Origin of the sequence: Chryseobacterium sp. ERMR1:04, assembly GCF_001297705.1 — a bacterium.
Taxonomy (GTDB): domain Bacteria; phylum Bacteroidota; class Bacteroidia; order Flavobacteriales; family Weeksellaceae; genus Chryseobacterium.
Map to the genome: position 1 here is coordinate 350245 of NZ_LIRF01000008.1, position 13780 is coordinate 364024.

The 13780-nt window shown below is 30.6% G+C and carries 13 protein-coding genes; all 13 read left to right on the top strand.

Going from position 1 to position 13780, the window contains the following annotated elements; genetic code table 11:
• The first annotated feature begins 1 nt into the window (after window position 1).
• The 13 genes from AMQ68_RS25965 to asnB all read left to right on the top strand — a co-directional run bounded on the left by AMQ68_RS25965 (window position 2) and on the right by asnB (window position 13780).
• Window positions 2-1144 carry an acyltransferase gene (locus AMQ68_RS25965; RefSeq protein ID WP_054512141.1) on the top strand — a complete coding sequence of 381 codons (1143 nt, stop codon included), beginning with the start codon at window positions 2-4 and terminating at the stop codon, window positions 1142-1144.
• Window positions 1141-2286, top strand: a complete 1146-nt coding sequence (gene rffA / locus AMQ68_RS18820) for a dTDP-4-amino-4,6-dideoxygalactose transaminase (protein WP_054512142.1) — start codon at window positions 1141-1143, stop codon at window positions 2284-2286. The genes AMQ68_RS25965 and rffA overlap by 4 nt, the downstream gene beginning before the upstream one ends.
• A gap of 36 nt (window positions 2287-2322) precedes the next feature.
• Window positions 2323-2931, top strand: a complete 609-nt coding sequence (locus AMQ68_RS18825; RefSeq protein WP_054512143.1) for a hypothetical protein — start codon at window positions 2323-2325, stop codon at window positions 2929-2931.
• Between the two features lie 2 nt (window positions 2932-2933).
• Window positions 2934-4112 (top strand): glycoside hydrolase family 99-like domain-containing protein, encoded by a 1179-nt coding sequence (locus tag AMQ68_RS18830; protein ID WP_054512144.1) that lies wholly within the window; start codon window positions 2934-2936, stop codon window positions 4110-4112.
• 98 nt (window positions 4113-4210) lie between these two features.
• The gene (locus AMQ68_RS18835) at window positions 4211-5143 is read left to right on the top strand and encodes a glycosyltransferase (RefSeq protein ID WP_054512145.1); all 933 of its coding nucleotides are present in this window, start codon (window positions 4211-4213) and stop codon (window positions 5141-5143) included.
• Window positions 5144-5152: 9 nt separating this feature from the next.
• On the top strand, window positions 5153-6085 hold the full coding sequence (locus tag AMQ68_RS18840; protein WP_054512146.1) for a glycosyltransferase: 933 nt from the start codon (window positions 5153-5155) through the stop codon (window positions 6083-6085).
• 13 nt (window positions 6086-6098) lie between these two features.
• Complete coding sequence (locus AMQ68_RS18845) at window positions 6099-6767, top strand: NAD(P)-dependent oxidoreductase (RefSeq protein WP_054512147.1); 669 nt, start codon at window positions 6099-6101, stop codon at window positions 6765-6767.
• 8 nt (window positions 6768-6775) lie between these two features.
• Entirely contained in the window at window positions 6776-7729 is a 954-nt protein-coding gene (locus tag AMQ68_RS18850; RefSeq protein ID WP_054512148.1) for a glycosyltransferase family 2 protein, read from the top strand.
• Between the two features lie 5 nt (window positions 7730-7734).
• The gene (locus AMQ68_RS18855; protein ID WP_054512149.1) at window positions 7735-8523 is read left to right on the top strand and encodes a glycosyltransferase family 2 protein; all 789 of its coding nucleotides are present in this window, start codon (window positions 7735-7737) and stop codon (window positions 8521-8523) included.
• Window positions 8524-8530: 7 nt separating this feature from the next.
• On the top strand, window positions 8531-9493 hold the full coding sequence (locus AMQ68_RS18860; protein WP_054512150.1) for a hypothetical protein: 963 nt from the start codon (window positions 8531-8533) through the stop codon (window positions 9491-9493).
• A gap of 3 nt (window positions 9494-9496) precedes the next feature.
• Window positions 9497-10621: a hypothetical protein gene (locus AMQ68_RS18865; protein WP_054512151.1), complete on the top strand. Its 1125-nt coding sequence runs from the start codon at window positions 9497-9499 to the stop codon at window positions 10619-10621.
• An 82-nt stretch (window positions 10622-10703) separates the two neighbouring features.
• A complete protein-coding gene (locus AMQ68_RS18870; RefSeq protein WP_054512152.1) occupies window positions 10704-11852 on the top strand; it encodes a hypothetical protein in 1149 nt (382 codons plus the stop codon).
• A 125-nt stretch (window positions 11853-11977) separates the two neighbouring features.
• Window positions 11978-13780, top strand: coding sequence for an asparagine synthase (glutamine-hydrolyzing) (gene asnB / locus AMQ68_RS18875; protein ID WP_054512153.1), 1803 nt, complete (start codon window positions 11978-11980; stop codon window positions 13778-13780).

A 13780-nucleotide genomic window follows, 5' to 3' on the forward strand; every position in this document is an offset into this window, starting at 1 on the left:
TATGGAGCCGGCAAAAAAAACCGTTTTTTTCACTGGACTCAATGAACTACGTGCAGTTGCGGCTTTGGATGTAATATTCCATCATATTGAGGTATTCAAACACAGTGACCATATAGGAAGCTTATTCAATTCAAAATACAGCACCTATTTTATAGAGAATTTAGGTGAAAATGGTGTTTATCTATTTTTTGTTCTTAGTGGATTTCTTATCACCTATCTTCTGATTTCAGAAAAAGAAAAAAATAATACGATTAATTTAAAAAAATTCTATTTAAGAAGGATATTGAGGATTTGGCCATTATATTATCTTATTGTTTTAATCTCTTTTACACTCATACCCTTATTCGCCCACTCTTTCACTATTTTTTCCATTACTCCTAATTGGTATGACAAAATAATGGACCCTTCTAATTATAGTTTGAAAACAATATTATTGTATATCCTTTTCTTACCCAACCTTGCGTTGAAAACAGGGAAAATAGTTGTTGGTGCATCCCAATCTTGGTCTGTAGGTGTTGAAGAGCAATTTTACATACTTTGGCCTCTAATCGTTTCTTTTTTTCGGAAAAATCTTTTGGTATGGGTTTTCGGATTAATATTATTCACGTTTATTATTACAAATGTGAAGTTCCCTCAGTCATTATTAGGGCATATTACCAGTATCATTCCTTTCGAGTTCATGGCTATTGGGGGGATTGGTGGATATTATTATTCCAAGTATCCTGAAATAATAACAAAATATACTAAAAGTAAATTCATATATCTGACAACAGCCCTATTAATATGTTTTTTAATTTCTACCCCTATTTTTAAACATTATATACAAAGCTTAATCTCAGGATTTCTTTTTTTATTATTGATTATAATTAGTATCAACCAGTCAAACAGAAGTGTTTTTACCAATAGATCATTTTCATTTTTAGGAAACATCTCTTATGGAATATACATGTACCACCCTATTGTCATGTTTTTTATTTTTCCTATTTCTTATAAGTTACTTCGTTTATGCAATAATATTTATTTATTCAATATATTTATCTATTTATTAATCCCAAGTTTAACTATCTTTATTAGCTATTTATCTTTTGAATACATGGAAAAATATTTTATAAAGATTAAAGATACTAAGTTTAAAACACTATGATTCCATTCAACAAACCATTTATTATAGGCAAAGAGCTGAAATATATAGAAGAAGCCGTATTATCCGGAAAAATTTCTGGGGACGGAATGTTCACTAAAAAATGTCAGCAATTCTTTGAAGAAAAATACCATTTTCCTAAAGTACTCTTAACAACGTCATGTACCGATGCTTTGGAAATGGCCGCCATCCTCTGTAATATTAAGGAAGGAGACGAAGTGATTGTTCCAAGTTATACGTTTGTTTCCTCGGCTAATGCTTTTGCATTACGGGGAGCTAAAATTATTTTTGTAGACTCCTGCACAAATAACCCTAATATTGATGCCGAAAAGATTGAAGAGCATATTACAGAGAAAACAAAAGTAATTGTTCCCGTACATTATGCTGGAGTAGCTTGTGATATGGAAAAAATCATGGCCTTAGCTAAAAAGTATAACCTGTTTGTGGTGGAAGATGCTGCTCAGGCGATAGACAGCTATTATACTTTCTCTGATGGAACTAAAAAAGCTTTAGGTGCAATAGGTCATTTTGCCGCTTTTTCATTTCATGAAACAAAAAATATCATTGCTGGAGAAGGAGGAATGCTTGTTATTAATGATTCTAAATTCTTTGAAAGAGCAGAAGTTATCAGGGAAAAAGGGACCAACAGAAGCGCTTTCTTCAGAGGTGAAGTCAATAAATACGGTTGGGTAGATCTAGGCTCATCTTTCCTACCATCAGAAATTATTTCTGCTTTTCTATATGCACAATTAGAAAACCTTGATATTATTCAAGCAAAAAGAATAGAGATATGGCAAAGGTACTCTAATGCCTTTAAATCATTAGAAGAGAAAAAATGTATCGCTTTACCGAATATTCCTTCATTCGCAGATAACAATGCCCACATGTTCTATATCATTTGTAAAAATTATGAAGAAAGAACAAATCTGATACAATACTTAAAAGCAAAAGATATACATCCCGTTTTTCATTATTTAAGTTTAAATAAAAGTGATTATTACCTTGCAACTAATCCTAAGATTGACATTCCTAACTCCGATCATTTTACAGATAATCTTTTAAGATTACCTTTTTATTATGAATTATCAAAAGATGACCAAGACAAGATCATACAACTTATCCTTACTTTTTATTTACCTTGTTAATAACTGAAGATACCATAGCATCTTAAAAAATTTATTATGTTTCAAAAGATAAAAAACAGGATACTAAATTACCTATTTAATGAATTCAAAAATCACCAAAATAATAAGCAAGATCAATATATAAGGTGGATTGCTAAACAATTCAAAAAAGTAGGAAGCAATTTCCAATTAGAAACGCCCTATATCATTAATGGTTGCAAATATATCGAAATCGGATCTGATTTTGTAGCAGGAAACCGTTTTTGGCTAGATGCTATTGATCATTATCGAGATCAGAAATTTAATCCTGAAATAATAATAAAAGACAATGTACACATCAATCATAACGTACATATAGGAGCGATTAATAAAATAGTCATTGGAAATAATACTCTTATTGCAAGCAACGTACTCATATCAGATCACAATCATGGCTCTATAACAAAAGAAGAGAATAATATTCCGCCCAAAGAAAGACCTTTATTCTCTAAAGGAGAAATCATTATAGGAGATAACGTTTGGATTGGAGAATATGTAAGCATATTAGGAGGTGTCAAAATTGGGAATAATGTCATCATAGGATCCAATTCACTGATAAATAAAGATATTCCTGATAATTGTGTTGTCGGAGGCGTTCCTGCAAAAATTTTAAAAACACTAGAATAATTATGTTAAATAAGCTTAGACCAATTGCCATACACCTCCCTCAGTTCCATCCGTTCCCGGAAAATGATGAATGGTGGGGAAAAGGCTTTACAGAATGGACCAATGTAACCAAAGCAAAACCCTTATACGAAGGTCACGATCAACCACAGCTTCCAACTGATCTGGGCTTTTATGACTTGCGTCTTGCTGAATGTAGGTTAGAACAGGAAAAACTGGCTAAAGAATATGGGATCTATGGTTTTTGTTATTACCATTATTGGTTCAATGGAAAGCTTTTAATGGAAAAGCCCCTCGAAGAAAAATTAAAAAATCCCAAGGAAGATTTCCCTTTCATGCTTTGTTGGGCTAATGAAAACTGGACTAGAGTCTGGGACGGAGGAGACCAAAATATATTGATGCAACAAGATTATAGTGATATGGAAGACCATATTGCTCATATTAATTATCTTATCCCTTTCTTCAAAGATGAAAGATATATAAAAATTGATGGAAAAGCTGTTTTTGCAGTTTACAGAACCTCACTGATACCGGATTTTGATAAGGTTGCTGAATTATGGAGAAAAGAAGTGGCAAAACATGGAATAGAATTATACATTACCCGTTTTGAAAGTTTTGGAGAAAAAGGTCAGGAATTTATCACCAAAAATATTGATGCAAGCATTGAGTTTCAACCCCATTCCGGAATAAAAACCTTAAAAGAAATTAAAGATAAGAATAACTCACTTGAAAAGCAGAACTTTAAATCTTTAAGAGACGAGATAAGTGTTTCTACCATTAAACAAAGTTTTAGTCACTGGACTAAAAAACTAAAATTAAAATCTACTGAATCAATACCTCAACTAGATGGAAAACTTGTAGAATATATTGATTTTGCTAATGCAGACATTGAATATCATAAAAATGAAAAACCGGATCATAAATTTTTCAGATGCGTATGTCCCGGCTTTGACAATAGCGCTAGAAAAGCAAAGAATTATTTTATTTTAAAAAACACATCTCCAAAAATATTTAAACATTGGCTTGAAGAAAAAGTAAAATTATTCACTCCTTTTAGTGAAGAAGAAAATCTATTTTTCATCAATGCTTGGAATGAATGGGCAGAAGGAAATTATTTAGAACCAAGTAAGACCTGGGGAAGAGAATATTTAGATGTAGTTAAAGAAGTTTTTAAAAATAAATAATATAAATAGGACGTTATGATAAACTACAAAAGAAATAAGATGAATTTTTTGTTCGTTTATCAATAGAAAATAACTAATATTTATCCAAGAAATAGACTATGAAGATATCCGTAGCTTTATGTACATACAATGGAGAGAATTATCTACATGAGCAAATAGATTCTATTCTGAATCAAACTGTACAAGTAGATGAGATCGTAATTTGCGACGATGGTTCGAATGATAAAACGATAGAAATACTTTTTGAATATCAGAAAAAGCACCCTGATTTTTTCAAATTTTATCAAAATGAAAATAACTTAGGTTTTATTAAAAACTTTGAAAAGGCGATCAATCTCTGCAAAAACGAGATTATTATTATCAGTGATCAAGATGATATTTGGGAAAAAGATAAAGTAGAAGAAACTATTCGTTTTTTTGAAATTAATCCTAAATTTGATGGTGCCTTCCACGATTTAAAATTAATTGATGATGATAAAATACATCCTTCTTATTTAAATTGGAAAGGTATTTCTCATGAAGAGGTGATTCAAGAGGTAAATGATAATGATCTTTTTGTAGCATTAGTTAAAAAAGGAAGTTTTATATTAGGCTGCGCTTTGGCAATAAAAAAAGTAGCTCTGAAAAAATATGAAATGGAAGACTTCCCTATCGCCCATGATTATTATATTGCTCAAAAATTAAGTTCAAAACACTCACTCGGATTTATCTCAAAATCTCTTTCTTCGTATAGATTACATCCTAATCAGGTATATGGTTTAAGATATAAATCAGATAAGGAAGAAGAAGAAATATCAGAAACTCAAAAATATTTTAAAGAATATGTGTGGGGGTATATGCAAATTTTAAAAAGATATAAAGAATTAAATCCTAGAGAAAACGAAAAACTAACCAACATATATTCTATATTTATTAAAAATAGAAATACATATTTAAAATCATTGCCTTTTTTGGAGAAAAAAAAATACATTTTAAAGTGTATTCGTTACCAATATTTAGACCTTGAAGGAGCTGATTTATTTAGAATTTAAACCAACAGTATGGATGTAAGCATTTGTATTACCACCTATAAACACGAAAAATATATTAAACAATGTCTTGAGAGTATTTTCGCTCAAGAGTTCAATGGTGCCTATGAAATTATCATTTGTAATGATAATTCTCCGGATAATACAGAGATCATTATCAATGAGCTCATTGCGTCACATCCAAAAGGTAATAAAATAAAATATTTTAAAAACGTTCCTAATTTAGGATATGTAAAAAACACTTTATTTTCTTTTTCAAAAGCTTCTGGAAAATATATTTCTATATTAGATGGTGATGATTATTGGATCGATTCTTCCAAACTACAACAACAATTTAATTTTTTAGAAAAAAATCCTGATTTCTCAGGAGTGGGTACAGATTCTAATGTCATTTATGAAGATGTTCCTCTTCCTAGCCATGGTTTTTCAGGACATTTGGGACAAGAATTAACGAAGGATAGTTTGACTGACAGAAACATTTGCCAAACCTCAACATTTTTCTTCAGAAAAAGTATTTTGAAGGATGATTTTCCAACAAAAATTATTTCTGCAGACAGATGCCTTTATCTTTTAGCTGGATGCTATGGAAAAATAAAAGTTCTTCCTGAGCAAATGAGTACTTACAGACAGTTTTCGGCAAGCATTTCGAAAAATGTAACGTATGATATGATGAAGGGAGATTTTGCTATTATCCCTTTTATAAAAAAATATAATTCAGAATATAAAACATCAAACCTAAAGGCTTATTTTTATTATACTTTGATGACATACTCTACTGTAATCACGAAGTCTAATTTTCATAAAGCTGCTACAGGATACTTTTTCAACAATATATTATCAAAGTTTTCATTGAATCCTATAAAATTATATCTGGCAATAAAATGGACCCAACATACAATTAACCAAAAACATCAGATAAAAGTACAGAACAACAGTTTTATATAAAAAAACACAAATAATGATTATAGGAAACGGACTTATCGCAACCTCACTAAAAAATATAGATTCAGAGGATATGCTCTACTTTGCTTCTGGTGTTTCAAACTCCCTCGAAACCAGAAGTTCTGAATTTGAAAGAGAATTTACTCTTTTAAAAACTGCATTAGAGAATAATCCTAGTAGCAAGGTTATTTATTTTTCTACTTTGAGTATTAATGACCAATCAAAGCAAGACAGTCATTACGTTATGCATAAAAAAGCAATCGAAAATTATATCCAAGAAAATTCCGAGAATTATCTTATCCTAAGAATAGGAAATATTGTAGGAAAAGGAGGAAACCCAAACACTCTTTTCAATTATTTGAAAGCACAGATTTCAAATAACAATAAATTTGCACTGCACACCAAAGCCAGAAGATTATTAATAGATATTGATGACATTGCGCTGTTTTTAGGTATGAATTGCGCTCAATTAAACAATAAAACGATTAATTTTGCGTATCCCTATTATTATGATCTGAGTGAAATTATTAATGCAATCCAACTAAAAATGGATAAGAAGGCAAACTACGATGAGGTGGACCAAGGGGATTTTTATAAAGTAACTTTCGAGGAAAATATTACTGCCTTTTTCTCAAAAACAAGTGCTGAAGATTATATAAAAATTCTGACCGAAAAATATATTTAAAAACACACATGAATAAAGTTTATTTGATCATCGTTACTTACAATGCTATGAAATGGGCGGAAAGATGTTTTACAAGTTTAAGACATTCCAATCACCCTGTAATATGTATTGTAATTGATAATGGTTCCACAGATGGTACACAAGAATATATAAAAACTACTTTTCCTGAAGTAGATTTCATACAATCAGCCGAAAATTCTGGTTTCGGAAGAGCAAATAATGTAGGAATAGAAAAAGCATATAAAGCAGGTGCTGATTTTGTTTATCTCATGAATCAGGATGCATGGATTTTCCCTGATAGTGTAGAACAACTATTGGAGGTTTACAAAACCTATCCTAATAAGGAACAAATCGGGATATTAAGCCCTATGCATATGGATGGAAGTGAAAAAAGATTTGATCTCCATTTTGAAAACTACATTGCCCAAGACGCTAAAAATAACAGATTAGTTTCTGATCTATTTTTTGGCAGCCTTAAGCCGTTTTATGAAATAAAATTCGTGAATGCTGCGCACTGGTTTATTCCAAGAAATATCATTGAGAAAGTAGGAGGATTTAATCCGTATTTCTTTCATGGTGCTGAAGATTATGACTATATCAACAGAGTTACTTATTTCGGATTCAAAATAATTGTTTGCCCGAAAAGTAAGGTTGTACATGATGCAAAAGTGCAATCCTTTGAAAAAGAGCAACAAAAAACGCCTGCCGAAATATTAGCAAGACAGAGACTTTCCATGCAAATGCAAAGGGAAACGAGATATATGAACCCCAATTTTGATTATAATATCAAGAGAGAGAAAAAAGCTTTCCTTACCTCTATTTTAAAAGTGGGAGCACAAAGAAATAGAAGTGAGTATAAATTTTATATGGAACAGTATAAATACTTTTCAGCAAAATTTAAAGAAATTGATGCCTATAGAACAACAGCTATGACCGGTAAACATCCATTTTTAAATCTTTAATTATAATGGAAAAACTACCTATAAGCATCTGTATCCTTTCCTGGAAAAGTGGGAGTACGCTGAAAAACACGCTGAGGTCATACAAAAAGTATGGACTTTTAGAGATGGTGGATGATATTGTAATCCTCTTTCAGGAAGTAAGTGAGGAAGATAAAAAAACCGCAGAAAAATATAAAGTCAAATATATTGGCTTAAAAGAAAATATTGGGATTGGAAAAGGCATGAAAATGCTGGCCGAAAATGCTTCCACCGAAAATATTCTTTTCTTAGAACATGATTGGGAACTTATTGAAGAAAAAAACTTTGTATTTCCTCATCTTAAAGGCGGACTAGATTTACTTAATAATGGATTTGACGTTGTAAGATTCCGAAGCAGAAAAAAACCCGGTTATCCTTTGATATCTATTAGAAACAAAGGTAAAGAGCTCGATTACTATGATGATTGGCACGAATGCACCTCTCCTCACCTTCTTGAATCACTCCATTGGCTAGATCCGGCGGTAGAGTTTCCTGATAAAATACAAAAGCAGGGAGAATACTTCGTAACAACTTCCCGATGGGCGAATTGGACGAACAATCCTTATCTTGTTAAAAAAAATTATTTACTTGAAAAAATTCTTCCTTTTTCCGGAGAATCTGTTTCGCTTGAAAGAAATATTGCTTCTTGGTGGGTAAAGCAGGATTTTAAAATAGCACAAGGCGAAGGTCTTTTTACACATAAAGATTTTACTAAATACCCGAAGAAAAGCCTTCTTCGCAAAATATTGAGTAAATTGAAAAATAAATTTAAATAAGCACATAATGAAAATCCTTTTCCATGAGAACGAACTCAATTATAGAGGGACTTCCATCGCATTATATGATTACGCAGATTTCAATGAAAGATATCTTGGAAATGAATCTATCATTATATACAATAAAACATTACCAACCAACCATCAGTTAGGAATTGAAAAATTCAAAAAACGTTTTCAGGTAATTGATTATTCTGATTTTAAAGAAGTTGATACCGTCATCAAAAACAATACTATTGATTTGTTTTATGCCATCAAAAACGGGTTCCAAGACGGTGTAGAGACAAAAGAGTGCAAAACAGTTATTCACAGTGTTTTTAAATATTTAGAGCCCCATGGAGATGTCTATGCTTATGTTTCAGAATGGCTGAGTGAGGAAATGACAGGATCTAAATCTCCATTCGTTCCACATATGGTCAATTTGGGAGCTGAAACTCATGAGGATCTGAGAACGGAACTTAATATTCCAAAAAATGCCAAAGTTTTTGGATATTATGGTGGCGGTCAAAGTTTCAATATCACTTTTGCTCAAAAAACAGCAGAAAAAATTGCTTCAAAATATAAAGACATTTATTTCATTTTTATGGGAGTAGACTCTTTTGTGAAGAAAAAATGGTGGAAATCAGCTTTACCCAACATTATATTCCTCCCGCCAAGTTCGGATATTATGATGAAACTAAAATTCATCAACACTTGTGATGCATTGCTTCATGCACGAGAAAGAGGTGAAACGTTTGGAATCACTGTTGCCGAATTTGCAATTAAAGGAAAATCCGTCATTACTTTTGCGGATTCTCCCGAGAAGGCTCATAATATGCATTTGAAAGATAAAGCCTACTATTATCGCAACGAAAAAGAATTGCGGGATATTATTTTAGATTCAGATCTGAAACTATCTGCAAAAGAACTGTATGAAAAGTTTTTACCACATCCTGTAATGGATACCTTTAAGAATGTATTTATTGATTAAGGCATGAAAACTAAAGTCATTAATTATATCATTAGTCTTATACTGATTGTATATTATTTTATAAGTATACAAAATACCTATTTACAAATCATAATTAATAAAAACGGATGGTATTTAGGAGAATGGATTATCAATTATCAGGATGGAGGCTTTAAAAGAAGAGGGTTATTTGGTACTATATTTATATTTTTAAATGAGGTTACTAAAATTAATCTGGAATACATTATTTTCTCTTTTCTATTTTTAGTATATACTTTATTCTTCTACATGTTGATTAAGCTCTTCTGGAAAAATAAAAATAATTTAATCACAATAAGTATTTTACTACTTCCTTCAGCATTTGGAATGCTTTTAAAAGATCCTACAATCGCAGCTAAAAAAGATGTTTTTTTCCTGTTATTATATCTTTTATATTTTGTTTACCTCAACTCAAAGATTATTATTAATGATTTTATAATTACATTCTTTATAATAATTGCGATCTTAAATCATGAAGCAACATTTTTTTATTTACCATTTATAGCCTTCACTTACTTCATCAAAAATGAAGCTTCAGCATTTAAGAAAATTAAAAAGATAATTATATTTCAAATAGTTCCTGCAATTATAACGATGGCGCTTCTTTATAAATTTGGGATGAATATAAAAACAGATAACTCCATTTTATTTTTGAAGGAACATGGTCTTCAACTCGGTCAATTAGGAATCTATGAATATGATCCCAATTTTAATGTTTTGAACTTTTATAAGGAACATCTATATGGTTATCAAATGTATGCTATAAGTATATTAATAAGCATATTAACTTTTGGAATATATTATAGATTTAATAACCTCAAAATAAATATTCCATTTATAATAATACAAACAATATTTTTATTACCCTTATTCTATATAGCCTATGATTGGGGTAGATGGATAAATATTATTTTCTCTCTATTAACAATCTTTATCGCAGGTGAAAAAACAATCCTAAGTAGTTTAAAAAAAGATATAATTGCTATTGTATTAATATTATTTAATTCCCTTTGGAGTATGATGGTTTTACACCAAGGCTTTTTAACCTTCCCAAGAATTGATAATTTTTTGAAAAAACTTATTTATTTTTTGTATTTCAAATTTTTTTAACTCCCTGACATTATACAAAATAGCAAAATAAAATTATAGAAGTTAATATAAAATTGTTAGTTATCAAATATTTATTAAAATAATGAAAGTAAAAATAACCAACTACATCATAAGTTTCATATTCATAATTTACTATTATTTTAGTATTGCAACCTCCTATTCATTAATCGTAGTAAACAAAGGCGGATGGTTTCTGGGAGAATGGCTTATAAACTATCAAGATGGTGGGTTCAAACGAAGAGGGCTCTTTGGTTCTTTATTTATATTTATAAATGAGATTACTAACATTAATCTGGAATATATTGTATTTGCATTTTTATTTATTCTTTATTCTTTATTCTTTTACTTATTCATAAAACTCTTTTGGAAAGAAAAAAATAACCTCCTTGTTATAGCACTCATACTACTCCCTGCAGGTTTCGGAATGATGGTAAAGCATCCTGAAATTGCATCAAAAAAGGAAGCTTTGTTTTTTCTGCTATATCTCCTATATTTTTTATCTCTCCGCTCCAAGGTTATCATTAAAGATTATGTTATTACTCTCTTTATCCTTATTGCAATATTAACCCACGAAATGGCATTTTTTTATTTACCATTTGTCAGTTTTACCTACTTTGTTAAAAATGATCGTCCTAGTATTGACAAAATAAAAAAAATATTTTTTTATCAGTTTCTACCTGCCACTGCGGCTATGATGATTCTTTATAAATTCGGAGTAAATATAACGACAGTAAATACAGTACAATTCTTTAAAAACCACGGATTAGTATTTAAAGAATTAGGTATTTTTGAGTACAACCCAAATTACAATGTTCTTGATTATTACAAATCACATTCATATAGCTATCAGATGTATGTTATTAGTATATTTCTGGGTTCATTCACTTTTTATATTTATTGTAAATTTAATCAAGTTAAAATCAGTACTATATTCTTAGCTATACAAGTTATTTTTTTACTTCCTTTATTCTATATTGCTGTGGATTGGGGCCGATGGGTAAATATCTTTTTTTCGCTATTAACCATATTTATGATTGGGGAGCAAAAATTAGTGTTAACTCGCAAACAAGAAATTATTACTATTATAATAATATTTTTTAATCTCTGGTGGAAAATGCTGCTTAGAACTGAAGGTTTTTTAACTTTTACTATATTTGATAATTTTCTAAAACAAACCTATTATTTTATATTTTATAATCTAAAAAACATATTTAATTTATTTTTTTTCTAAAAAACACAACTATTATTTTTTTAACTTGACTTTAAGATTCCAACGATGAAACTGAGAGAGCAATTTAAATAAGCACCTTATTAAAAATACAAACATTAAATTAAACTTCCCTTAAAAAAATACCTATGTGCGGAATAGCAGGAATCATAATCAATAATGCAAAAAATTATCAGGAAGAAATTCAAAAAATGACGAATGTTATGGCCTATCGTGGTCCGGATTCTGAGCATTTTGAATTTTATGATAATGCAGCATTAGGTCATAGAAGACTTTCAATTATAGACCTTTCTGAGAATGGTAAACAGCCTATGTTTTCTGATACAAAGAAAGAATGCATTGTTTTAAATGGTGAAATCTATGGTTATCAGGCGATAAAAGACCAATATGCAGACTATCCATATCGTGGAGGTTCAGATACTGAGGTTGTTCTTGCTATGTATCAGAAGAAACAAGAAAACTTGATCCATGATCTACCCGGAATGTTTGCTTTTGCCCTATGGGACAATGAAAAGCAAGAACTATTCTGCGCAAGAGATCGTTTTGGAGAAAAGCCTTTTTACTATGCTATTGGAAAAGACGGTGAATTTATTTTTGCATCTGAGATCAAAGCAATTTTAGCCTCAGGATTAGTAAAACCAGAAATTGATAAAGCACAGATTGCCTATTATTTAAAAAACGGATATATCCACCCTCACCAAACTATTTATAAAAATATTTCCAACCTTAAACCAGCGCATACTCTGGTATATAAGAATGGGAATATAGAAATAAAACCGTATTGGAAAGTTCCTACAGAAACCACAAAATTAAGCTTGGGTGAAAGTGTCGAAAAATTTAAATACCTTTTAGACAGTGCCGTAAAAAAACAATTAATAGCAGATGTTCCCGTAGGTTCTTTCCTTTCGGGAGGGCTTGACTCAAGTACGATTGTTGCGGTAGCTTCTAAATATAAAGAAAATATCAAAACATTGGTTTACGGCTATGATAGTGGTGATTTAAACGAAATGCCATACGCACAGGCCATTGCAGATAAATACAAAACAGACCATCATATTCTTTTAGATAAGAAACAAAAAATTTCAGAAACGTTGCAGGAAGTTTATTCCTATATGGATGAACCGTTGATGGATTCTTCCTTACTTCCTACTCATCTTATTTTCAAACAAGCTTCCAAAGATCTTAAAGTTATTCTTTCCGGCGATGTAGGTGATGAGTTATTCGGAGGATATAGTTTTTATAGATATAATGTAAATCTTTCTCAAAAAGGTTATTATCCGGACTACCTTTCTAAAATGATTCTTTTAGCCGGAAAATTTAGAGATATTGGGTCCGAAAGGCGCCACAGAGCAGAATACAGTGATACCCTGGATTATCATCAGAACAAGGTGCGAAATCACTTTTCTATTGCCGAAATTAGAAAATTGGGGATCAGCGAGGGAATTCCTGCACAAGAGTTTAGCTTTACCCCTAAAAATGAAGATTTTAATGATCTTATGAGGATAGATCTGGAAAAATATGTTCCGGGTAACATGTTGTTGAAAGGTGACAGAACTTCTATGTATAATTCTGTAGAAGTAAGAATTCCATTTTTAGATATAGATTTTGCAGAGTTCTGTATTCAACTTCCTTGGCAGTACAAGGTAAACTCAACGGAAGATAAAATTATATTAAGAAAAGCCTATTCTCAGGCGTGGACAGAAGAAATTGCAAAACGTAAAAAAAATGGTTTTGGAGCTTCTGTCAATGAATGGTTCAAAGAAACTGAACTTCAAGATCTAAGCAAAGAACTTCTTGAAAATAAAAACAGTTATATCTTTCAGTTTTTAGATTTTAATGAAGTACAAAAGAAACTCAATAAGCAGCTTCAGCATTGGAGTTTATTGATTTTAGCGCTTTGGTTTCAGAATAATAAAAATCATTTACAATAA